Source organism: Vibrio sp. M60_M70, assembly GCF_037162085.1.
In the GTDB taxonomy this organism is placed as follows: Bacteria; Pseudomonadota; Gammaproteobacteria; order Enterobacterales; family Vibrionaceae; genus Vibrio; species Vibrio diabolicus.
Genome location: NZ_JARLUL010000001.1, coordinates 3104549 through 3126557 on the forward strand (window position 1 = coordinate 3104549; position 22009 = coordinate 3126557).

22 protein-coding genes are annotated in these 22009 nt (G+C 46.4%); 14 read left to right on the top strand and 8 right to left on the bottom strand.

The features are described 5' to 3' along the window. The first annotated feature begins 110 nt into the window (after window positions 1-110). The 3 genes from asd to P4S59_RS14525 all read left to right on the top strand — a co-directional run bounded on the left by asd (window position 111) and on the right by P4S59_RS14525 (window position 3571). Complete coding sequence (gene asd / locus P4S59_RS14515) at window positions 111-968, top strand: archaetidylserine decarboxylase (protein ID WP_005381465.1); 858 nt, start codon at window positions 111-113, stop codon at window positions 966-968. 167 nt (window positions 969-1135) lie between these two features. Further along, entirely contained in the window at window positions 1136-2551 is a 1416-nt protein-coding gene (locus tag P4S59_RS14520; RefSeq protein WP_012841332.1) for an SLC13 family permease, read from the top strand. A 132-nt stretch (window positions 2552-2683) separates the two neighbouring features. Then, on the top strand, window positions 2684-3571 hold the full coding sequence (locus P4S59_RS14525; protein ID WP_005395397.1) for a DMT family transporter: 888 nt from the start codon (window positions 2684-2686) through the stop codon (window positions 3569-3571). Between the two features lie 83 nt (window positions 3572-3654). Here the strand turns inward: P4S59_RS14525 and gpmM are convergent, their stop codons facing one another. Further along, the gene (gene gpmM, locus P4S59_RS14530) at window positions 3655-5187 is read right to left on the bottom strand and encodes a 2,3-bisphosphoglycerate-independent phosphoglycerate mutase (protein ID WP_005395398.1); all 1533 of its coding nucleotides are present in this window, start codon (window positions 5185-5187) and stop codon (window positions 3655-3657) included. Window positions 5188-5734: 547 nt separating this feature from the next. Between gpmM and P4S59_RS14535 the strand changes: the two genes are divergently transcribed. The 5 genes from P4S59_RS14535 to P4S59_RS14555 all read left to right on the top strand — a co-directional run bounded on the left by P4S59_RS14535 (window position 5735) and on the right by P4S59_RS14555 (window position 10185). Beyond that, window positions 5735-6169 carry a rhodanese-like domain-containing protein gene (locus P4S59_RS14535; RefSeq protein ID WP_005395399.1) on the top strand — a complete coding sequence of 145 codons (435 nt, stop codon included), beginning with the start codon at window positions 5735-5737 and terminating at the stop codon, window positions 6167-6169. A gap of 247 nt (window positions 6170-6416) precedes the next feature. Further along, entirely contained in the window at window positions 6417-6881 is a 465-nt protein-coding gene (gene secB, locus P4S59_RS14540; protein ID WP_005395400.1) for a protein-export chaperone SecB, read from the top strand. 195 nt (window positions 6882-7076) lie between these two features. Further along, window positions 7077-8114 (top strand): NAD(P)H-dependent glycerol-3-phosphate dehydrogenase, encoded by a 1038-nt coding sequence (gpsA, locus tag P4S59_RS14545; RefSeq protein WP_006743122.1) that lies wholly within the window; start codon window positions 7077-7079, stop codon window positions 8112-8114. Window positions 8115-8192: 78 nt separating this feature from the next. Further along, window positions 8193-9014, top strand: coding sequence for a serine O-acetyltransferase (gene cysE / locus P4S59_RS14550; RefSeq protein ID WP_005395410.1), 822 nt, complete (start codon window positions 8193-8195; stop codon window positions 9012-9014). Between the two features lie 25 nt (window positions 9015-9039). Further along, window positions 9040-10185 (top strand): murein hydrolase activator EnvC family protein, encoded by a 1146-nt coding sequence (locus tag P4S59_RS14555; RefSeq protein ID WP_048626686.1) that lies wholly within the window; start codon window positions 9040-9042, stop codon window positions 10183-10185. Window positions 10186-10260: 75 nt separating this feature from the next. On the opposite strand, the gene P4S59_RS14560 is transcribed toward P4S59_RS14555, so the two are convergent. The 4 genes from P4S59_RS14560 to epmA form a co-directional block, all read right to left on the bottom strand. After that, window positions 10261-11217 carry a DHH family phosphoesterase gene (locus tag P4S59_RS14560; RefSeq protein WP_337168571.1) on the bottom strand — a complete coding sequence of 319 codons (957 nt, stop codon included), beginning with the start codon at window positions 11215-11217 and terminating at the stop codon, window positions 10261-10263. A 144-nt stretch (window positions 11218-11361) separates the two neighbouring features. Further along, on the bottom strand, window positions 11362-11997 hold the full coding sequence (locus P4S59_RS14565; protein ID WP_005395413.1) for a TetR/AcrR family transcriptional regulator: 636 nt from the start codon (window positions 11995-11997) through the stop codon (window positions 11362-11364). 21 nt (window positions 11998-12018) lie between these two features. After that, window positions 12019-12393, bottom strand: a complete 375-nt coding sequence (locus tag P4S59_RS14570; protein WP_005395414.1) for a VanZ family protein — start codon at window positions 12391-12393, stop codon at window positions 12019-12021. Between the two features lie 9 nt (window positions 12394-12402). Then, window positions 12403-13374 (bottom strand): elongation factor P--(R)-beta-lysine ligase, encoded by a 972-nt coding sequence (gene epmA / locus P4S59_RS14575; RefSeq protein WP_046874653.1) that lies wholly within the window; start codon window positions 13372-13374, stop codon window positions 12403-12405. A gap of 435 nt (window positions 13375-13809) precedes the next feature. On the opposite strand from epmA, the gene frdA reads away from it, so the two are divergent. The 4 genes from frdA to frdD are packed head-to-tail and all read left to right on the top strand — an operon-like array spanning window position 13810 to window position 17141. Beyond that, window positions 13810-15609 carry a fumarate reductase (quinol) flavoprotein subunit gene (frdA, locus tag P4S59_RS14580; RefSeq protein ID WP_047010259.1) on the top strand — a complete coding sequence of 600 codons (1800 nt, stop codon included), beginning with the start codon at window positions 13810-13812 and terminating at the stop codon, window positions 15607-15609. After that, window positions 15609-16367 (top strand): succinate dehydrogenase/fumarate reductase iron-sulfur subunit, encoded by a 759-nt coding sequence (locus P4S59_RS14585; RefSeq protein WP_005381489.1) that lies wholly within the window; start codon window positions 15609-15611, stop codon window positions 16365-16367. Before frdA ends, P4S59_RS14585 begins: the two co-directional genes overlap by 1 nt. Before the next feature lie 2 nt (window positions 16368-16369). After that, window positions 16370-16753: a fumarate reductase subunit FrdC gene (gene frdC / locus P4S59_RS14590; protein WP_337168572.1), complete on the top strand. Its 384-nt coding sequence runs from the start codon at window positions 16370-16372 to the stop codon at window positions 16751-16753. 10 nt (window positions 16754-16763) lie between these two features. Then, window positions 16764-17141 (top strand): fumarate reductase subunit FrdD, encoded by a 378-nt coding sequence (gene frdD / locus P4S59_RS14595; protein ID WP_005395421.1) that lies wholly within the window; start codon window positions 16764-16766, stop codon window positions 17139-17141. 101 nt (window positions 17142-17242) lie between these two features. On the opposite strand, the gene P4S59_RS14600 is transcribed toward frdD, so the two are convergent. After that, window positions 17243-18646 (bottom strand): SPFH domain-containing protein, encoded by a 1404-nt coding sequence (locus tag P4S59_RS14600; protein ID WP_005395423.1) that lies wholly within the window; start codon window positions 18644-18646, stop codon window positions 17243-17245. Window positions 18647-18911: 265 nt separating this feature from the next. Continuing rightward, window positions 18912-19478: an elongation factor P gene (efp, locus tag P4S59_RS14605; protein WP_005395425.1), complete on the bottom strand. Its 567-nt coding sequence runs from the start codon at window positions 19476-19478 to the stop codon at window positions 18912-18914. Between the two features lie 32 nt (window positions 19479-19510). On the opposite strand from efp, the gene epmB reads away from it, so the two are divergent. Continuing rightward, the gene (gene epmB / locus P4S59_RS14610; RefSeq protein ID WP_005381502.1) at window positions 19511-20533 is read left to right on the top strand and encodes an EF-P beta-lysylation protein EpmB; all 1023 of its coding nucleotides are present in this window, start codon (window positions 19511-19513) and stop codon (window positions 20531-20533) included. Between the two features lie 95 nt (window positions 20534-20628). Further along, window positions 20629-21126, top strand: a complete 498-nt coding sequence (locus P4S59_RS14615) for an MgtC/SapB family protein (protein ID WP_005395427.1) — start codon at window positions 20629-20631, stop codon at window positions 21124-21126. 100 nt (window positions 21127-21226) lie between these two features. On the opposite strand, the gene P4S59_RS14620 is transcribed toward P4S59_RS14615, so the two are convergent. Then, complete coding sequence (locus tag P4S59_RS14620; protein WP_005395435.1) at window positions 21227-21790, bottom strand: VC2662 family protein; 564 nt, start codon at window positions 21788-21790, stop codon at window positions 21227-21229. Between the last annotated feature and the right edge of the window lie 219 nt (window positions 21791-22009).

A 22009-nucleotide genomic window follows, 5' to 3' on the forward strand; every position in this document is an offset into this window, starting at 1 on the left:
TAAGACTGTAACTGTGTAAAAAGTCTTCACCTAATACTGACAAGCAAATTAAATTTCAGTAACATCACGCGCCCTAAAGCGCGAATCTAACAGAAGTATCGGAAATAAAGATGGACAAGTTTAAAGTTGGACTGCAGTACTGGATCCCACAACACGGCCTCACTCGCCTAATGGGTAAACTGGCTTCAGCAAAAGCTGGCGGTCTAACAACAGCAGTTATTCGTTGGTTTATCAAACAATACAATGTGAACATGGATGAGGCGAAGCACTCAGATCCTAAGCATTTTAAAACGTTCAACGAGTTTTTCGTTCGTGAGCTAAAAGAGGGCGCACGCCCAATTTCTGAAGGCGAAAACGTCATCACTCACCCAGCCGACGCTTGTGTTAGCCAGTTTGGCCCTATTGAAGATGGTCAACTTATCCAAGCAAAAGGTCATCACTTCTCAGCACAAGAATTGCTGGGCGGTGACGCGAATTTAGCGGACGAATTTAAAGATGGTTCTTTTGCAACATTGTACCTATCTCCGCGCGATTACCACCGTGTACACATGCCATGTGACGGCACTCTGCGCCAAATGATTTACGTACCTGGTGACCTGTTCTCAGTAAACCCTCTGACAGCAGAAAACGTTCCAAATCTATTCGCACGTAACGAGCGTGTGGTGTGTATCTTTGACACTGAGTTTGGTCCAATGGCACAAGTGCTTGTTGGTGCGACAATTGTTGGCAGCATTGAGCAAGTGTGGGCAGGCACGATCACTCCGCCTCGTGGCAATACTGTCTACAAATGGGATTACCCAGCTGAGGGTGACAAGGCCGTGATCTTGAAAAAAGGCGAAGAGATGGGCCGCTTCAAACTGGGTTCTACTGTTATTAACCTGTTTGCCAAAGACGCGATTGAGTTTGACGCAAGCATGGAAAACGGTAAGCCAACCGTAATGGGCACACCTTACGCCTTGAAAAAATAAGCAAAATCCCGTTAAAAGAGCCCTTTCTCAAGGGCTCTTTTTATTGATAAAAAGCAAAATTCCGTTCAAAATTTAGCCTCTATTTCTCAAACTCATACCTGCCTCTAAGACCTTCATTCCACAATCAATTATCCTGCACTTAGGATGAATATTTAGAGGGGCAGCCAATGCCAAAGATGAGTGTAAACACGCTGGCGAAATTGCTGGTGTGCTTTTTAATTCCGCTCGGTGTTTTGATGATGCCGATTGATGCTATTCCTATTGATGATCTCACTTTAATTCAGCATCGCCTGTTGGCTATTTTTCTTCTTGCTGCCCTACTTTGGGTTCTTGAGCCGGTACCCGTTTTTGCTACGTCCATTCTTATTATCGCTCTTGAACTGATCATGATATCGGATAAAGGTTTGCATCTATTTCGCAATCCACCAGCGGGGCATGATTTGGGAGAGTTAATTGCTTACACAGATATTTTCTCTGCCTTCTCTTCACCGATCATTATTCTTTTTATGGGTGGGTTTGCCCTCGCCATCGCGGCTTCCAAATACGAACTCGACAACAATCTCGCCCGAGTGCTACTAAAACCATTCGGCACACAACCTAAGTTCATCATGCTGGGTTTGATGCTCATTACCGCCGTTTTTTCAATGTTCATGTCCAACACTGCCACGACGGTCATGATGTTGGCGCTGCTCGGTCCAATAGTCGCTTCTGCACCTAAAGGGGATCTAGGGATTAAAGCGCTGGTGCTGTGCATTCCAATTGCCGCGAATACTGGCGGCATTGCAACTCCGATAGGTACGCCACCTAACGCAATAGCGCTCCAATACCTCACCGGAGAAAACGCCATAGACTTCTTATCCTGGATGACAATGGGCCTACCATTTGTGCTGATACAACTCACTGTTGCTTGGTTTTTGTTGCAGAAGCTGTTTCCGTCCAGCGAACCAGAAATGAAACTAAAGCTGGATGGTACGTTCAAAAAGAGCTGGCGCGCGATCGTCGTCTACATCACTTTTGCACTAACCATTGTGCTTTGGATGACGACAAAAGTGCACGGCATGAACACGTATGTTGTTGCGATTATCCCGCTTGCGGTGTTCACCTTAACGGGCATTATGGGCAAAGAAGAACTCAAGCTGATTAACTGGGACGTGCTATGGCTGGTTGCCGGTGGTATCGCAATTGGTATTGCCTTAGACAAAACGGGTTTAGCCGAAGCATTGGCACACGCCATTGATTACAGCTTACTATCACCATTTGCCGTTGTCTTTGCCCTATCGGTAGTATGTTGGTTAATGGCGAACTTTATGTCTAATACCGCAACGGCAAACTTATTAATGCCTATTGCTGCCGCTATTGGTACATCCATGCCAAGCCTTATTGCGGTTGGTGGCCTACAAGGTTTACTGGTTGTCGTCGCATTCTCCGCATCACTTGGCATGATCTTACCGGTTTCCACGCCACCAAACTCTTTGGCTTATTCAACAGGCCTAATCGAGAGCAAAGACATGGCGAAAGTGGGGCTGATTCTTGGTTTGATTGGTCTATTTATCGTGTATGGCGCAGTTCTGGTGCTGTTTTAATCGATAAGCTCCGTGACAGAGCTTGTTGTCATGGAGCTGCTCTCCATCTACTGCCCTCACAGAGCGGCTTTTACATCCCATAAATTTCGTGCATATTAAGACTCCTCAAATCTACAAGGACGTCGACACATCATGGGTTACGAATGGCTCGCTTTATGCGCCGCTTTTCTGTGGGCAGTTTCTAGCCTAATTTCGGTCATACCTGCACAACACCTAGGCGCTTTTTCTTACAGCCGCTGGCGCATGGGCTGTACGGCCGTGATCTTATCAACAATGGCCTGGATAACTGGCGGCTGGTTAACGGTTTCTTGGGAACATGTAACGCCAATGATGGCGTCGGGTCTGATTGGAATTTTCATCGGTGATACCGCTCTGTTTGCGTGCTTGAATCGTATGGGACCAAGACAAGCCGGACTACTGTTTTCCTGCCATGCGGTATTCTCGGCCATTTTGGGCTACTTCTTATTTAGTGAAGTCATGACCACAATAGAACTACTGGGCGCATCATTGGTATTTAGCGGCGTGGTGATGGCGATATTCTTTGGTCGAAGAGGCCAAGTGAATAACGTCTTGGAAGAAATTAAAGGTAACATCTGGGTAGGCATTGGACTTGGCTTAACCGCTGCAATGTGCCAAGCATTGGGCGGCATCATCGCCAAGCCAGTAATGCAAACCAGCATTGACCCTGTTGCGGCTTCTGCTATTCGAATGATCAGTGCATTTTTCGCCCACAGCATGTTGTTAGTTCTAGGGGTCAAAGTCGCTCGCTCGACACAACACATTACTTGGCGAGTATTTGGTATTACTGCGCTTAACGGTTTCTTGGCGATGGCCGTCGGCATGACGCTGATCTTATACGCACTGCAAGAAGGAAATGTAGGTATGGTTGCACTGCTATCTTCAACCACGCCAATTATGTTGCTACCGCTGCTCTGGATTTACACTAAACGCCGACCAAACCGATTTGCATGGTTGGGCGCAGCCCTAGCTGTGATTGGTGCTGGCATTTTGGTTCAATAACCTTACAGACCAGCCCTTGTTGCCAGATACAAAAAAAGCCCGAGTTTAAACTCGGGCTTTTGTCATTCTGAGTTGTCAGTTAATTATTTAACTAGCACTTCACCCGTCATTTCTGCTGGGATTTCTAGACCCGCTAGAGAAAGCATGGTTGGTGCAAGGTCAGACAGTTTGCCGCCTTCTTTGAACTCAACCGCTTTGTCACCTACGTAAATAAGAGGAACCGGTAGGTTAGTGTGCGCTGTGTGAGTACCACCCGTCTCTGGGTCAACCATCATTTCTGCGTTACCGTGGTCCGCAGTGATCAGTAGCTGACCGCCAACTTCTTTGATTGCTTCAACTACTTTGCCAACACTTTCATCTAGCGCTTCGATTGCTTTCTCAGCTGCTTCGTAAACGCCAGTGTGACCAACCATATCTGCGTTCGGGTAGTTACAGATGATAGTGTCGAACTTACCAGACTTGATCGCCGCAACCAGTTTCTCTGTAAGCTCAGGGGAGCTCATTTCTGGCTGAAGGTCGTAAGTGGCTACTTTTGGAGAAGCAACAAGCTGGCGCTCTTCGCCTTCAAATTCGTTTTCAACACCGCCGTTGAAGAAGAAAGTCACGTGTGCGTATTTCTCTGTTTCAGAGATACGTAGCTGAGTTTGACCTTGCTTAGACAGCCACTCACCGTACGTGTTTTCTAGAGACGCTGGTGGGAATGCGATTGCTAGAGGGATATCTGCCGCGTATTGAGTCAACATAACGAAGTTAACTGCCGGGAATACCGCACGCTCAAAACCATCAAAGTCAGGCACGAATGCGCGAGTGATTTGACGAGCACGGTCAGCACGGTAGTTCATGAAGATAACCGCATCACCGTCTTGCATGATTGCGTCTTCTTCGCCTTCCGCTTTAATTGCTGTCGCTTTCACGAACTCATCGTTCTCTTCACGAGCGTAAGCGGCTTCTAGACCAGCAACGGCGGTTTCTGCTGTAAACTCAGCTTTCGCTTGAGTCAGAAGATCGTAAGCCACTTGAACGCGATCCCAGTTGTTGTCACGGTCCATAGCGTAGTAGCGACCTACTAGAGAAGCAACACGACCTTTACCTAGTTTCGCGAATAGATCTTGGAAACGTTGTAGCGAGTTTTCAGCACTACGTGGTGGCGTGTCACGACCGTCTAGGAAACAGTGTAGGTAGATTTTCTCAGCGCCACGAGCCGCTGCCATTTCAACCGCTGCGTAGATATGGTCTTCATGAGAGTGAACTCCACCTGGAGACATCAGACCCATGATGTGTACCGCTTTCTCTGCTTTAACAGCAGCATCAACTGCTTCAACAAGCGCTGGTGTTTCAGCGAACTCACCGTCAGCGATCGATTTGGTGATACGGGTTAGATCTTGGTATACAACGCGACCTGCGCCAATGTTAGTGTGACCAACTTCTGAGTTACCCATTTGACCATCAGGAAGGCCAACATCCATGCCAGAAGCAGAGATTAGAGTGTGTGGGTTATTCGCAATCAGAGCATCCATTACTGGTGTTTTCGCATTCGCAATTGCGTTACTTGCTGTGTCTTCACGGTAACCGTAACCGTCAAGGATAACTAGAGCCAGTGGCTTCTTAGCTGACATAGTGATGACCTCATCAAATTTAAGTAACTTTTGGCGTAGGGCCTCGCTGCCCTATCTAACCTTGAAACAAAACTAGCGTAATTTTACTACACTTTTTAACCAAAACTGTAGGTTAAGATCAAATAATGTTTGCGATTTATTGTTGCTATCTTACAAGTTAAGCGAACAACGAGTCAGTGCCGACAAACGTGTTCCACAAGCATAGTCATTCCTAATACGCTTTGTACACCCCAGTCTAGGTTCGGTTTTCTTACGCTTCTGATTCTTGTTTTTGCACCCGAAACAGCGCTTATTTAACGCATGATCGAACAAGATTGGTTAGTACCTATTGTTCGCTTTTTTCGGTAAAACAAAAGTCACTTAAGTCGATAAATCCAATAGGCAAAAACAATCAAGCTACCATAGTCCAATGCACGGATGGCAATAACATAAAGGGTTTATAGAGATCTCAATTATTCGTTAGAAAATTTTAACCCTCTCGCCTAAGAGGCTTAACCCCGCTATACTCCTGCTTTATTTTTCCGCCAACAGCGTAAGAGCTCAAGACATGCAAGAGTACATTGAATTTTTCCAACAGAACATGATTCTATCTTTGGTTTGGGTAGGTCTTCTTGTCGCCTTTATCATGAACATCGTGAAGTCAGCGACGGCCGCATACAAAGAAATCAACGTAAACCAACTGACTCATCTTATGAACCGTGAAAACGGCGTTGTAGTGGATATCCGCACAAAGGACGAGTTCAAAAAAGGTCATATCACCGACTCACTTCACATTTTACCGTCAGATATCAAAGCGGGTAACTTTGGTAGCCTTGAAAACCACAAATCAGACCCAATCATTGTGGTATGCAAGACAGGGCAAAACGCTCAAGAAAGCGCGAACCTATTAGTAAAAGCAGGCTTTGAAAAAGTAAGCCTACTGAAGAACGGCTTGATTGCATGGAACGAAGCGAACCTGCCTTTAGTTCGTGGTAAAAAGTAATACCCGGCAGCTTCGATAACGGGGCTGAGGCAAAAGATAAGGTACGCATTCCAGCGTGTTTTTGCCAAGCTTCGTGGATAATAAACTGAGCAAATTGAAAGCAGTTGAAGCATTAAGTTGTGACGCTTTGCACGTAATACACGCTTCATCTAGTCAAGGTAGATTGGCTCAGTTAGTCTCGGGACATACCAGTTTTCTGAGTTTAGACGTTTCTAGGCTCTACAAATATTTATTTAAGGATTAAAAAATGGCTGAAGCAGCACCTCAAGAAGCACAACAAAACTTCGCAATTCAACGCATCTTCCTAAAAGACGTTTCTTTCGAAGCGCCAAACTCTCCAGTAATCTTCCAAAAAGAATGGAACCCAGACGTTAAACTAGACCTAGACACTCAAAGCCGTGAGCTTGGTGAAGGCGTTTACGAAGTGGTTCTACGTCTAACTGTAACTGTGAAGAACGAAGAAGAAACAGCGTTCCTATGTGAAGTTCAACAAGGTGGTATCTTCACTGCTGAGCAAATGGAAGCAGGCCAACTTGCACATTGCCTAGGCGCATTCTGCCCGAACATCCTATTCCCATACGCTCGTGAAACTATCTCAAGCCTAGTGGTTAAAGGTACGTTCCCTCAACTGAACCTAGCGCCAGTTAACTTCGACGCGCTATTCATGAACTACCTACAACAGCAAGCTCAACAAGGCGAAGCTGAAGCGTAATTCACGTTTTGTAAGTGACGAATAGCCTGAGTGCTGACGTCACCGACTCTAATAAAATGCACAGAGCGTCTACCATCCGATGCAATGTGCATTTTTTATTTCTGACAAAAGTTCCTAGTTCCTAATCGCCAGAAGGCGTAAAATTTGACGATTAGGAACTAGATTCTACTAGTAGAAAGACAATTAGGCGGTAGCATGACACAAGCAAATACAAACAATGCTTACGGTAAAGACATCGCAATGACGGTGATTGGCGCAGGTTCATACGGTACCTCTCTGGCGATCTCACTCGCTCGTAACGGCGCGAACGTAGTCCTTTGGGGACACGAGCCTGAGCACATGGCACGTTTAGAAGCGGATCGCGCGAACCACGCTTTCTTACCTGGTGTTGATTTCCCTGAAAGCTTGATCATTGAATCGGATTTAGAAAAAGCCGTACAAGCAAGCCGAGATTTATTGGTTGTGGTTCCAAGCCATGTTTTTGGCATCGTACTGAACAGCTGTAAGCCTTTCTTACGTGAAGACTCTCGCATCTGCTGGGCAACCAAAGGTCTTGAGCCAGAAACGGGTCGTCTGCTGAAAGACGTCGCTTATGACATTATCGGTGAAAACTACTCACTGGCTGTATTGTCTGGCCCAACGTTCGCCAAAGAACTTGCGATGGGCATGCCTACTGCAATTTCAGTTGCTTCTCCAGATGCTGAATTTGTCGCTGACCTACAAGAAAAAATCCACTGCAGCAAAACCTTCCGCGTGTACGCCAATAGTGACTTTATCGGCATGCAATTGGGCGGCGCGGTGAAAAACGTTATCGCAATTGGTGCGGGTATGTCTGACGGCATCGGTTTTGGAGCCAACGCGCGTACTGCATTGATTACTCGTGGTTTGGCCGAAATGAGTCGTCTTGGTGCTGCGCTTGGTGCAAAACCAGAAACCTTCATGGGTATGGCTGGTTTGGGCGACCTTGTCCTAACGTGTACCGACAACCAATCACGTAACCGCCGCTTTGGTTTAGCGCTAGGTCAAGGTAAAGACGTCGACACGGCACAAGAAGAAATTGGCCAAGTCGTAGAAGGCTACCGCAACACGAAAGAAGTATGGATGCTCTCTCAACGCATGGGTGTTGAGATGCCAATTGTTGATCAAATTTATCAAGTATTGTATCAAGGGAAGGATGCACGCCTGGCAGCGCAAGATTTACTTGCTCGTGACAAAAAAGCCGAAGGAAAGTAGCACTCTACGCCCCTTCGCACCTCATCTGAGAAGAATAGAAGTTGTCGGGTCACGGAAGAACCACTCAGGATATTGAGAATGAAACACTGCGAAAAACAAAAAGTCTGGAACAGAATTGTCTCAGAAGCCCGCGAAATGTCAGAGCAAGAGCCAATGCTGGCCAGCTTTTACCATGCCACCATCATCAAGCATGAAAGTTTCTGTGCCGCGCTCAGCTACATTTTGGCAAACAAGTTAAACACGGCATCGATGCCAGCAATGGCAGTACGTGAAGTGGTAGAAGAAGCGTTCTCTGCCGACCCAACCATTACCGATTGTGCCGCTTGTGACATTTGTGCCACGGTTAATCGCGACCCTGCAGTTTCGATGTACTCTATGCCGCTGCTGTACTTAAAGGGCTACCACGCTCTGCAAGGCTACCGCGTGGCAAACTGGCTATGGAAGCAAGGGCGCCATGCACTGGCCACCTACCTGCAAAACCAAATTTCGGTTGCGTGTCAGGTAGACATTCACCCGGCAGCACGCATTGGTAGCGGCATAATGCTCGACCACGCGACAGGTATTGTCATCGGTGAAACTGCAGTTATCGATAATGACGTCTCAATTCTACAAGACGTTACCTTAGGCGGTACGGGTAAAGAGTGCGGCGATCGTCACCCGAAAATCCGTGAAGGTGTGATGATTGGTGCAGGTGCAAAAATTCTTGGCAATATCGAAGTGGGCGAAGGCGCGAAAATCGGCTCTTGCTCTGTGGTATTGCAAGCAGTGCCACCACACACAACTGTGGCGGGGGTTCCTGCGAAAATCGTCGGTCGTCCAAAAACGGACAAACCTTCTCTCGATATGGATCAAGGCTTTAATGGTAAATCACAAAGCTTTATCCATGGAGATGGTATTTAATCGTCAACAAACCTTTGACAACAACGTGGTAGGTAAATCTCAAGTGCGAAAACAAAATCACCCTGTTCTACGCTCGGCTATTTTATTAACTTGTGCTTTATCTGCCACATATCCCCTCGCCTCTTCTGCCGCTAGTCAACAAGAGCTCAAAGGCGTATCAAGTGAGATAAGCCGTCAACGCAAATCTCTCTCTTCCCAAGAAAAGCAACTCAATGAGCTACAAAAATCGCTCAAGGAGCAAGAACTTGGCATTTCTAAACTTGAGCGCGAAATAAGACAAACCAAATCTGAGCTGGCACAAGCAGACAAAAACATAGACAAGCTAGAAGAGAAAATTGCCTTGCAAGAAGCGCAGCGCCAAGAGCAAGAGGAAGAGCTCAAACAGTTGCTGCAAACGTATTACGTGACCGAACGAGCGAAAGCCAATGGTCACTTGTTGAATCAAGGTGTGGAAGAAGACCGCATGAGTCAATACTTCCAGCACTTAGCCAAAGCGCGTGCTGAAGTGATTGATGCAATCACCAAAACCACTCAAGAATTGGCACACAACAAAAACCAGCTTGAGCTAGAAAAAGAGCAAATCGAGACGTTACTCAAACAGCAATCTGAGAAACGTACGGCGCTGGCAAGTACACAATCCAAACGTAAGCAAACCTTGAATAAAATTCAGAGCAGTATCAAGAACGATAAACGCTACCTTGCTGAACTGCAGCGCAACGAAACACGCCTAAAAGCCGAGATCGCCAAAGCGGCTAAGCGTAATGCCGTGCCAATGGACGGACTGGGCAAACAGCGCGGTAAACTGCCATGGCCACTCAAAGGTCGTGTATTACACAACTTCGGTACTCGCCAAACCGGGCAAGTAAACTGGAAGGGCATGGTGCTTGCGGCCAATTATGGTCAACAAGTGAAAGCCGTTTACCCGGGCACTGTCGTATTTGCGGAGTATTTACGCGGTTATGGCTTAGTGGTATTGCTTGACCACGGCAAAGGTGACATGACGCTCTACGGCTACAACCAAGCGTTGACGAAAAAAGAAGGCGATCGCGTGACCGCTGGCGAAGTGATCGCTCTTGCGGGTGATACTGGCGGGCAAGATCGCGCATCACTCTACTTCGAAATTCGCCGCAACAGTGAAGCGCAAAACCCGAAATCTTGGTTGAAGCGCTGATTATTAGACTGATTACTCGCGGTAAAAACAAAGGAGCCGATTGGCTCCTTTGTTGTATTCAGATTTAGGAAAGTATTATGCGTAGTACGTTTCTACCGCATTAATAAAAGCACTTACATCATCTTTGCTTAAGGCATTGATGCCTGCCGCCGCTTCTCGGCCGCCACCAGTTGGAAACTGCCCACACACGGCAACGGCGCCTTGTTTGTTGTTCAACGGGGCGCGTAGAGAGACCGTGTAAGTGCCATCTGCATTTTCGGTGAGTACTGCATGAGCAGAATCTGGATTTTGATTTGCCAGCCAATTGCCATAAACACCACTGATTCGACGTGATGCGGCCGTGTTTGGTAGTTCGAACAGCTTCAGCTTACCGCTCTCATGCGTGGCAGGCACTGCCAGAGCGGCATCCATATCTTGTTGGTAAGCAGACTGCAGTTGGTAGTAAGGTGAGGTTTTATCTTCAATAGCGTCAAATGGCGACGCGTACTTCAGCAAAGCTTGGTACAAATCCGCTGGATGGAAATGTAAGTCATCCACTTTCGAACCGTAACCGTTGTAATTAATCAAAGTGCCCAGCTCTTTAAGCTGCGCTTTCTGATCGTGTGACAAGCCTGCCTTGTCAGCCAATTCATCTGCTTTCGCGATCATGTTATCGCCATAAGCCGCCGTAATCGCCCATGTGTGAAAACGTCCATTTAGCAATTGATCGACAATTAAAGCCGTACACATGTTGGCATCGAGATCGATGTGCGCATCCAAGTTGCCATGCTGAGGAATATCACCCGCCTTATGGTGATCGGCGTAAAACACGTGCGCGCCTTGAGCCAATGCTTGCTCTAGGCCTACCATGTTCTTTTCCATCGAAATGTCTAACACCGTTAGCTCATCACCCGCTTGCACGTCTACTTTTTCCACCAGCTTGATATCGCGCTTTACACCAGTAATTAACTGAGCCTCGATAGGATCAGCCAAGCGTAATTGTAGAAGCGCAATGATGCCATCAGCATCGCCATTAAAAATGTCGTAATTCATGGAGCGATAGTTCCTTTATCGAGAGTCATATCCCAGAGAGGGCTGAACGGTATGAGGACTATTGTGCGTGGCATATTTGACAAGTCAACTCGAGCCACGACTCGAAAATGAGAGTGACTCTCGAAATATTAAGCAGTTTGACGTTTAACTGTGTAGATTGCTGACTGCATCTTCCAGTAACAGTAGCTGCTCTAACCCCTGCTCAGTTGCTAATGGCTTAACGACATTAAGCATCTGCAACATCCCTTGCTTCACCATTTGCTCAGTGATGCTGGTTTTCGAAGCCATTGCAGATTGATACGCCAACCAGCTACACGCAATCAAATGCAATGTACACACCAGTGACTTCAACTGCTGTTGATCAACATTAAGCAGCTTCAGCGATACAAACTCTTGCATGATCGCAATGAGGTTCGCTTGCAGCTTTTCTTGCACATCGATGTACTGCTCATGTAACTGCTCATCTCGTGACAAGATCTCAGGTAGATTCGCGTAGAAAAAGCGGTATTTCCACATTAGCGTAAAGATGGAATCTAGGTAGCTCTTCAGCATAGTCAGGCTTTCTTGTGAGCCTTGAATAGGGGTAAATCTTTCTAAAAGTTCTGCTGAATAAAGCGCAAAGATCTCACGAACGATTTCTTGCTTATTACGGAAGTGGTAATACAGATTACCTGGGCTAATTTCGATGTGATCGGCAATGTGATTGGTGGTGATGTTGCGTTCACCATGTTGGTTGAACAACTCCAGTGCCGCGTAGACGATTTTGTCGCGCGTTTTCATTGTTATCGTGTTCCCTCTTCATTAACGAATCGAGTATAGCGACTTCACCAACCTAGGTCGATAGAGGCTCCAAATACGGTAACATAACAGACCAGTTAGAATACCCGTTGAGTTGGCGACAAGGTCTAACCAAGAGGTTTGTCTGCCGACATACCCTTGTAGCCATTCGATGGCAGCACTAAATAATAAGATACCAATCGCCACCGCCCAACGTTGACGCCAACGCCACACGCAAAAGCAACCTAAAAACGCAAATCCGCTGTACGCCATGGCGTGCTGCATTTTATCAAGATACGCAATGTTGCCCCAGTCTTGCAACTCGCCCGAGCTCAACGATAAGTAAGCGATCAGTATTGCGTAGCTGAGAATGACCAAACGTGCAGCAGCCAAGTTCATTGAATATCCTTATGCGATTGGGAATGGAAAAGCCGTCACTTGATCAATGTGGTCACAGCCGAGCGCTAGCATGATCAAACGATCGATGCCTAACGCAACACCCGCACAATCTGGCAACCCTGCCTCCAATGCGGAGATCAAATGATAGTCGATTGGCTGCGGTTTTAAACCCATGTCGAGACGCTTCGCGTTATCTTGCTCAAAACGCGCCAGTTGCTCTTTCGGGTTATCGAGCTCATGGAACCCATTTGCCAGCTCAATTCCCTTAAAATACACCTCAAAGCGATCCGCAACACGATGGTCTTGAGGATTGATTTTCGCAAGCGCCGCCTGTGATGCCGGGAAGTCGTACACAAAAGCAGGCACATCCTGACCAATTTTGTGTTCGACTCCCACGCTAAATAGCAATTGCAGTAACGTATCGCGATCTTCTTCAGGCTCTGCAATGTCACTCAAACCCAGCTTGCTTGCCGCCGCTTTCAGCTCCGTCATCGAGCCTTCTAGTGGGCACACACCCAACACATCAATGAAGGCTTGTTGATACGTCATGCGCTGCGCTGCGCCACACTTCAATACCAGTTGCAACAGATCATCCATTTCATCCATCAATTTATGATGGTCAAAGCCAACGCGATACCACTCCAACATCGTGAATTCGGGATTGTGGTAACGACCATTTTCTTCGTTACGAAATGCTTTGTTGATTTGATAAATACAACCGCTGCCAGCCGCCAGCAAGCGCTTCATGTGGAATTCAGGGCTGGTCATAAAGAACAGCTTGCTACCATCGGCGTAACCCGGTCCAACAAACTCGGTTTGGAAAGTATGCAAATGAATGTCGGTCACGGTTGCGTGACTCATGGCTGGCGTGTCGACTTCCATCACCTGTCGATCAGCGAAGAATTGGCGAATCGACGCGATTAACGTCGCACGTTGACGAAGTTGGTCAATGGAAGCAGTAGGTTGCCAGTTGGTTTGCATAACAAGTCTCTCAAACTTTAATTCAGCGAGGAAAGTCTCATTCTACATGCTTTTTACTCTTCAAGAAGAGAGGAATATCCCTTCTTCTTTTTACTAACGTGCTCGCCTATTTGAGGCAAGTATTACTCGTGCCGCAGCACAAAAAACACTCAGTTAAAATCCTATTATCCATGCGGTTAATGTCACGCAACACAGGTTTAACATCCCTAATGTTAATGCTTGAGGGCCAAAACCTCGATGCCGTGATAGCAGTCACATAACCTATAAATTCTATGCCCTTAAGTGCATTACCGAAGCAAAAACCCAATTACATCAATTTTTCTGCCATGTGGCTCATCTACACTAACCCTACTACTTTTGGGGAGTTCTTTTTAAAGAGCGCCTCGTAATGACAATAACAAGCGGATTTCCGCAATCACACACTGGAGGATAACTGTGCAAATTATCACCACAGATATCGCAGTCATCGGCGCAGGCGGCGCTGGTCTTCGTACTGCTATTGCAGCGGCTGAAGCAAACCCAGACTTAGAAGTCGCTCTGATTTCTAAAGTTTATCCAATGCGCTCCCACACGGTCGCTGCAGAGGGTGGCTCAGCAGCAGTTATCAAGGATGAAGATAGCTTAGACAACCACTTCAACGACACTGTTGGCGGTGGTGACTGGCTATGTGAACAGGACGTTGTTGAATACTTTGTAGAGAACGCGACTCGCGAAATGATCCAAATGGAGCAATGGGGTTGCCCATGGAGTCGTAAAGAGAACGGTGAAGTCAACGTACGCCGCTTTGGTGGTATGAAGGTTGAACGTACTTGGTTCGCTGCAGATAAAACTGGCTTCCACATGCTTCATACGCTATTCCAGACATCCATGAAGTACAGCAACATCAAACGCTTTGATGAGTACTTTGTGGTGGATCTGCTTGTTGATGAAGGCGAAGTTCAAGGTCTGATTGCTATTCACATGTCTGAAGGCGAGCTTGTTACTATCAAAGCAAAATCTGTTGTTCTAGCAACAGGTGGCGCGGGCCGTGTTTACCACTGTAACACCAACGGCGGTATCGTAACGGGCGATGGCATGGCAATGGCTTACCGTCACGGCGTTCCTCTACGTGATATGGAGTTCGTTCAATACCATCCAACCGGTCTTCCTGGCACAGGTATCCTGATGACAGAAGGTTGTCGTGGTGAAGGAGGTATCATCGTTAACAAGAACGGCTACCGTTACCTACAAGATTACGGCATGGGCCCTGAAACTCCAGTTGGCCAACCGAAGAACAAATACATGGAACTGGGTCCTCGTGACAAAGTTTCTCAAGCTTTCTGGCACGAACAACAGAAAGGCAACACCATCAAACACCCTCTTGGTGATGTGGTGCACCTAGACCTTCGCCACCTTGGTGAAGAGTACCTACAAGAGCGTCTACCGTTCATCTGTGAGCTAGCAAAAGCTTACGTGAACGTAGACCCTGCAAAAGAGCCAATTCCAATTCGTCCAACGGTACACTACACCATGGGTGGTATCGAGACAAACGGCGGCTGTGAAACTCGCATTAAAGGTCTATTCGCGGTTGGTGAATGTGCGTCTGTTGGTCTTCACGGTGCAAACCGTCTAGGTTCTAACTCATTGGCTGAGTTTGTGGTATTTGGTCGCGTAGCGGGTGAAAACGCAGTGAAACGCGCTGAAGAATTCAAAGGTTGGAACGAGTCTGCAATCGATGCTCAAGTGAAAGCAGTTGAAGAGCGCATCGCCAAACTGATGAACCAAGAAGGTGATGAGAACTGGGCAAACATCCGTACTGAAATGGGTCATACCATGGAAGCGGGTTGTGGTATCTACCGTCAAGAAGATTTGATGCAAGAAACCATTAACAAGATCACCGAACTAAAAGAACGCTACAAACGCATCAGCATTAAAGACAAAGGCAAAGTGTTTAACACTGATCTTCTGTACGCAATTGAAGTGGGTTACGGCCTAGAAGTCGCAGAAGCGATGGTTCACTCTGCGATTCTACGTAAAGAATCTCGCGGCGCGCACCAACGTCTGGACGACGGTTGTACAGAGCGTGATGACGTGAACTTCCTAAAACACTCACTTGCTTTCTACAAACCAGATTCAGCGCCAAGTATCGATTACAGCAATGTGACTATCACTAAGTCACAACCAAAAGCTCGTCTATACGGTGAAGCAGCAGAAAAAGCCGCAGCTGAAGAGAAGAACGCAGAGGAGCAAGCATAATGTCAGCAAATCGCATTCAAAAAGTAGACATTCTGCGTTATGACCCAGAAAAAGATGCAGAACCATACAAGCAAACATTCGAAGTGCCATTCGATGAAACCATGTCTGTGCTTGACGCACTGGGCTACATTAAAGATCACCTAGACAAAGATCTGTCTTACCGTTGGTCTTGCCGTATGGCGATCTGTGGTTCTTGCGGCATCATGGTGAACAACGTACCGAAGCTTGCTTGTAAGAGCTTCCTACGTGATTACCCAGACGGTGTGACTATCGAGCCTCTAGCGAACTTCCCAATCGAGAAAGACTTGATTGTTGATATGACGCCGTTCATCGAACGCCTTGAAGCAATCAAACCGTACATCATTGGTAACGACCGTAAACCAGAAGACGGTACGAACTTGCAAACGCCAGAGCAAATGGCGAAATACAAGCAGTTCGCTGGTTGTATCAACTGCGGTCTATGCTACGCGGCGTGTCCTCAGTTTGGTCTAAACCCTGAGTTCATCGGTCCTGCGGCACTAACGCTAGCGCACCGCTACAACCTAGACAGCCGTGACAACGGTAAAGATGAGCGCATGAAGCTTATCAACGGTGAAAACGGTGCTTGGGGTTGTACGTTTGTTGGTTACTGTTCTGAAGTTTGTCCGAAGAACGTTGACCCAGCAGCGGCAGTAAACCAAGGCAAAGTGGAGTCTTCTATGGACTTCGTGATTGCTATGTTGAAACCTGATGGTTCACCAAAGAAAGTGGAGGCATAAGGATGAGCAATCGTAAACCTTACGTTCGTGAAGTAAAACGCACTTGGTGGAAGAACCATCCTTTCTACCGCTTCTACATGCTACGTGAAGCGACTGTGCTGCCTTTGGTCCTATTCACTCTGTTCCTAACTTTCGGTTTAGGTTACTTGGTGAAAGGCCCTGAAGCATGGCAAGGTTGGTTGGATTTTATGGCAAACCCAATCGTAGTCGCAATCAACATCGTTGCACTACTAGGTAGCCTATTCCACGCTCAAACTTTCTTCAGCATGATGCCGCAAGTAATGCCAATTCGTTTGAAAGGCAAACTGGTGGACAAGAAAATCATCGTATTGACTCAGTGGGCCGCGGTTGCGTTCATCTCACTGATCGTTCTCATCGTGGTGTAAGGAGCTGAGCATGAAACCGAATTATAGTGTAAACACATCACCAAAACGTTCTGATGAGCCAATCTGGTGGGGTCTATTTGGTGCTGGTGGTACTTGGTTCGCGATGATCACGCCAATCACGGTATTGGTGCTAGGTATCTTGGTCCCACTAGGCGTGATTGATGCAGAAGCGATGAGCTACGAGCGTGTCTCCGAATTCGCAACCAGTATCATCGGTGCGCTATTCATCATTGGCACCCTAGCTCTACCAATGTGGCATGCGATGCACCGTGTACACCACGGCATGCACGACCTTAAATTCCACACTGGTGTGATAGGTAAAATTGCATGCTATGCATTTGCAGGCCTCATTACTGCACTAGCCGTTATCTTTATCTTCATGATTTAAGATACTGACTAAAAAGAAAAAGCTGGCTCTATGCCAGCTTTTTTATTGCTTTGGGTTACCCATGATCTTTTTGCTTTTTAAGTTTTTGACCACCCATGATCTTATTGCTGTATGACCTTCTTCGTTTGGTCCATAAGACCCAGGGCGCCAAAGCCAGTAATCACATCTAGGTTTGTTTTCAAGCCCGTTTCTTCGCTACCACCAATGTAGTTTTGTGGCATCTGAACTTGGAAGTTTTGCAAGTTGTTGTACAACGAGTTCGCTACGTCTCGATTCAACTCTGCCAAATAAACTTCACGGTTTGCCCCTAACGCCGAGTACTTCGCTTTTAGGACCTCAGATTCTGCACGACCTTTCGCTAATATCGCTTTCGCTTCAAACTCAGCAGAAAGTGCGTTCGCCTTTTGAATGGCTAAGTTAGCCTCTGCGATAGCTAGCTCTTTCTCCTTCTCGACTTCAGCAAGTCGTTTGGTTTTTTCCACTTCAACGATTTCACGCTCTGCAATCTGACGTGCAACTTCCACTTCTTTTTGCTGAGCAATAATAGCGAGTTCTTTACCACGCTGAGCGTCTTGCACTTCACGTGTTCGTTGAATCTCTTTACGTAACTGCTCGGTCTCAGCCTGTGCTTTCGACGTTTCTTGTTCCTGAATCGCGCGAATACGATCCGCCACTAAACGCTTTTTATCCGCCAATAGCTGATCCAATTGCTTTTCTGGCTGTGGGTCACCAATGGTCACCTGCGTCACTTGAATGCCGTATTGTTGTAACGGGTTGTCTTGACGAATTGGTTGCCCGGTTTTATCTACAACTGGCACCGTTTTCCAAACCAGTTGATTGGTGCGCTGTAGTTGGTTCGCATTGGCCTGATTCGCCCCAACAGGCGCAAGATCCAACTCTTCCACTTCAACCTGACGTCGCTCTGTTAGATAAATCCCCTCTCGCAACTGATCGCCAAGTTTCGATTTGAACTGGTTCAAACCACCTTGGAAAAACTCTTCACCCGTGTATTGGGTAGCAGTAATCACCGTCACGTTACGTGCGTTCTTTACAAGCAGCGCATCAATCAAGTTACTGTTGTTACGGAACTCTTTGTGCATCTTCTTCACCGCTTCAGGGTCATTACTGAGCTTAAAGCGGAATGTTACGGGGATCTGACCAATGTAGGTGTCGGCAAATCGAACCTGAATCGCATCAAGACGTTGATAAAAATCTTCGCCCTTGCTGTTACCGAATGACACAGTGATCACTTGGTCATACTTGGTGATTTTGGACAGAAATGGCATACGAAAATGAATGCCAGGTTCAGTAAATACATCCAACTCACCAGTGATATTGTTCTGATGCACGTAGCTGTAACCTGCATCGGTCATCAGCACAGAGCTATTAATCGTTAAGCCTATTGCCAACAGCGGTACGCCAAACACCGCAGCTTTCAATCCTTTGTGTAGTAACTGACGTCTTTCTTCCACCTTTAAACCCCTTCCTAAACCTCTGCTTTCCATTTTGTTCTCCTTTTTGGATTGTTACTGAGTTAAATCGATAAAAATCAGATTGCTATGCAACTCAACAACAAGAACCAATGTATCAAAATGTTACATTAAGGAATAATCGACAGATTCATGAAATAAATAAGATTTTTACGAATAATACAAAATCATCGAAAATTTGCGGAGGATATCGATTTTCTATGCAGGAACATTCAAGAGAGAATTACAGGCAATAAAAAAGGCCGCCAAAGCGACCTTTCTAACAATCAATCTAAAGTGCTTACTTGACACGGCCTACGTATTCAGCCGTACGAGTATCAACGCGAATCACTTCACCAATTGAGATGAACAGAGGAACACGAACAACAGCGCCAGTTGATAGCGTAGCTGGTTTACCACCAGTACCTTGAGTATCACCTTTCAGGCCTGGATCTGTGTCTACCACTTCTAGCTCAACGAAGTTTGGTGGAGTAACAGTAATTGGGTTACCGTTCCAAAGAGTGATCATACAAGTGTTGTTTTCTACCAACCACTTAGCGTTGTCACCTACCGCTTTTGCGTCTGCTGCGATCTGTTCAAACGTTTCACTGTTCATAAAGTGGTAGAATTCGCCGTCTGAATATAGATAATCTAGGTCGATATCCATTACGTCTGCCACTTCACAAGTGTCACCAGACTTGAATGTTTTCTCTAGCACTTTACCAGAAAGAAGTTTACGAATTTTAACGCGGTTGAACGCTTGGCCTTTACCTGGTTTAACGTATTCGTTTTCCAGAATTACACAAGGCTCGTTATCAAGCATTAACTTAAGACCGCCTTTAAATTCATTGGTGCTAACTGTAGCCATTTTTTCCTCTTACATTCTTAGAGCTAAATTCAATGCCGCACATAATAACCCGAAAAGTCGAATCTGTTGAGCAAAACTGGCTCAAACAGTTGGCGAATGGGATCTCTGATCCTGCAAAATTGCTCGAAATACTGGAAATAGATCCTTCACCGTGGCAAGACGGGTTTGCCGCGCGCAAGCTGTTTGCACAGCGTGTACCGCAAAGTTTTGTCGATAGGATGGAGAAAGGCAACCCTAAAGACCCTCTTTTACGTCAGGTTTTACCATTAAGTGATGAATTTGAAGTACATCCGGGCTATTCCAACGATCCGTTAGAAGAGCAGGATAATGAAGTCCCTGGTCTGCTACACAAGTATCGCAACCGCGCCTTAATGATCGTCAAAGGTGGCTGCGCGGTAAATTGCCGTTACTGTTTTCGTCGTCACTTCCCATATCAAGAAAATAAAAGCGGCAAGCAGGCATGGACAAAGTGCTTAGAGTACATGGCGCAGCAACCAGAGTTGAACGAAGTCATCTTCTCAGGTGGTGATCCATTAATGGCAAAAGACGATGAAATTCATTGGCTTTTAGAGCACATTGCTCACATACCTCACATCAAACGTCTGCGTATTCATAGCCGTTTACCTGTGGTGATTCCCGCTCGAGTCACTGATGAACTATGCCAACTGCTGCAAGCATCAAGGTTGCAAATCATCCTCGTGACTCACATCAACCATGCCAACGAAATCAATGACGAATTTGCTGAACAGATGTTCAAGCTCAAAAGAGCAGGCGTTACGCTTCTAAACCAAGGCGTTCTGCTGAAAGGCGTGAATGATTCGGTAGAAGCTCAAGTGGCGTTAAGTGAAGCCTTATTTGACGCGGGTATCTTGCCTTATTACCTCCACGTTCTTGATAAGGTGCAAGGCGCGGCGCACTACTTTATTTCGGACGAAGAAGCAAAAGCCATTATGCGCGGACTCATCACGCGTGTATCGGGTTACCTGGTACCAAAACTGACACGAGAAATTGGTGGCAGGCCAAGTAAAACGCCATTGGATTTGCATTTAGAATAGGTCCTGACTCTCAATTAAATTTGTCGTCACGACCGTTCCTTTTTGTTCGCTTTGCACGGTAAGTCTATGCATACTCCGCTCTTTTGGAGGTCAAGATGCATACAGCACTCGAACAAATTTTCGATCTTGGCCCATTCAGCTGGCCTGCCCTACTATGCTGTGCCATTAATGGGCTAATGATCGGTATCGAACGCCAAACTCGTGGTAAACCTGTTGGCATTCGCACGGCAATTCTTATTATTTCAGGCACTTACCTGTTTATGTCGATGGCAGTATCGTTATCGCCAAATACGCTCGATCAAGCACGCGTGCTTGGTCAGATTATTACTGGCGTAGGCTTCTTGGGCGCAGGCGTGATGATGACACTCGATGGAAAAATCCATGGCGTAACATCCGCAGCGGTTATTTGGGTACTGGCAGGATTAGGGTTGATGATCGGTTTGGGTTATTTAACGCAGTCGGTGGTCATTACCCTACTGGCTTTAACGGTGTTGCTGGGCGTGGATAAAGCAGAAAACCACATCAAAGCATTGCGCCGAGGGGTTCACCAAAGAATTCAACAACGCAAAACCTCATCCCGCTTAATTAAATAGTTAACGCGCCGATAAACTCGCTTCACCCCATCAGTAATTAAAAAGCCCTCGACGAATATCGAGGGCTTTCGGTATCTAAAGATTCCGACTTGCTCAGGGATTATTTAGCGAAGTTGATGAGTGGGAAACATTTGAAGAAACCGTTATCCGCACAGTTCAAAAGACCAATTTGTACGCCATCAATTTGATCGGTCATGTTGAAAAAACCAAACTGGAAGTTAGACTTTTTAGAGATACTCGCCAAGCCCACATCCGCCATGGTGTAGCCTTCAGAATAGTTCACCGCGCTCCAGTTCAAGCCTTTTACATTGTTCGTAATGTTGACAGCACCCAAGTTAACACCCGTCGTCTGACCTTGGTTCCAGTTAACTAAGCCTAAAGACGCACCTTTCATTTCTTGGTTTACCTTTGCTGCACCAAAAAACAGACCGAAGTTCACACCTGTCGTACGATCCGTTTCTGACATACCAAGCAGTGAAAAGTCGACACCTTTAACCTCATTCACCTGTCCATGCAACACGGCTAAACGAACACCACCAACTGACGAGTTAGAAGGTGCGTTTGTGTTGTCGATAGTAGAGAACATCACAGGTGTACTGTCAGCAAGAGCAACTGGTGATGCGATAGCGGCTGCAACCGCCAATGACGTCATAAGCTTTTTCATTTTCATCTCCATGATGGGAAGCAACAATTTACAACATAGTGTAATGTTCAGATTTTGCGCTATCCACGTTCAAAAAGTGTTAGCGGTAGGTCAGATTTAACCATCTGACTCAAAAGAAAAAATTTTATCGCTTCTATTTTCATGTTTTTCCACTGACATTTCTTGAACTCGCCTCTCACAATCGAAGCCACACCAGAATGCTATATTTCTCGGATAACG

Excerpts from the sequence above, each read along its gene's own strand:
- asd (WP_005381465.1), top strand. The coding sequence starts at position 111 with ATGGACAAGTTTAAAGTTGGACTGCAGTACTGGATCCCACAACACGGC.
- P4S59_RS14520 (WP_012841332.1), top strand. The coding sequence starts at position 1,136 with ATGCCAAAGATGAGTGTAAACACGCTGGCGAAATTGCTGGTGTGCTTT.
- P4S59_RS14525 (WP_005395397.1), top strand. The coding sequence starts at position 2,684 with ATGGGTTACGAATGGCTCGCTTTATGCGCCGCTTTTCTGTGGGCAGTT.
- gpmM (WP_005395398.1), bottom strand. The coding sequence starts at position 5,187 with ATGTCAGCTAAGAAGCCACTGGCTCTAGTTATCCTTGACGGTTACGGT.
- P4S59_RS14535 (WP_005395399.1), top strand. The coding sequence starts at position 5,735 with ATGCAAGAGTACATTGAATTTTTCCAACAGAACATGATTCTATCTTTG.
- secB (WP_005395400.1), top strand. The coding sequence starts at position 6,417 with ATGGCTGAAGCAGCACCTCAAGAAGCACAACAAAACTTCGCAATTCAA.
- gpsA (WP_006743122.1), top strand. The coding sequence starts at position 7,077 with ATGACACAAGCAAATACAAACAATGCTTACGGTAAAGACATCGCAATG.
- cysE (WP_005395410.1), top strand. The coding sequence starts at position 8,193 with ATGAAACACTGCGAAAAACAAAAAGTCTGGAACAGAATTGTCTCAGAA.
- P4S59_RS14560 (WP_337168571.1), bottom strand. The coding sequence starts at position 11,217 with ATGAATTACGACATTTTTAATGGCGATGCTGATGGCATCATTGCGCTT.
- P4S59_RS14565 (WP_005395413.1), bottom strand. The coding sequence starts at position 11,997 with ATGAAAACGCGCGACAAAATCGTCTACGCGGCACTGGAGTTGTTCAAC.
- P4S59_RS14570 (WP_005395414.1), bottom strand. The coding sequence starts at position 12,393 with ATGAACTTGGCTGCTGCACGTTTGGTCATTCTCAGCTACGCAATACTG.
- epmA (WP_046874653.1), bottom strand. The coding sequence starts at position 13,374 with ATGCAAACCAACTGGCAACCTACTGCTTCCATTGACCAACTTCGTCAA.
- P4S59_RS14585 (WP_005381489.1), top strand. The coding sequence starts at position 15,609 with ATGTCAGCAAATCGCATTCAAAAAGTAGACATTCTGCGTTATGACCCA.
- frdC (WP_337168572.1), top strand. The coding sequence starts at position 16,370 with ATGAGCAATCGTAAACCTTACGTTCGTGAAGTAAAACGCACTTGGTGG.
- frdD (WP_005395421.1), top strand. The coding sequence starts at position 16,764 with ATGAAACCGAATTATAGTGTAAACACATCACCAAAACGTTCTGATGAG.
- P4S59_RS14600 (WP_005395423.1), bottom strand. The coding sequence starts at position 18,646 with ATGGAAAGCAGAGGTTTAGGAAGGGGTTTAAAGGTGGAAGAAAGACGT.
- efp (WP_005395425.1), bottom strand. The coding sequence starts at position 19,478 with ATGGCTACAGTTAGCACCAATGAATTTAAAGGCGGTCTTAAGTTAATG.
- epmB (WP_005381502.1), top strand. The coding sequence starts at position 19,511 with ATGCCGCACATAATAACCCGAAAAGTCGAATCTGTTGAGCAAAACTGG.
- P4S59_RS14615 (WP_005395427.1), top strand. The coding sequence starts at position 20,629 with ATGCATACAGCACTCGAACAAATTTTCGATCTTGGCCCATTCAGCTGG.
- P4S59_RS14620 (WP_005395435.1), bottom strand. The coding sequence starts at position 21,790 with ATGAAAAAGCTTATGACGTCATTGGCGGTTGCAGCCGCTATCGCATCA.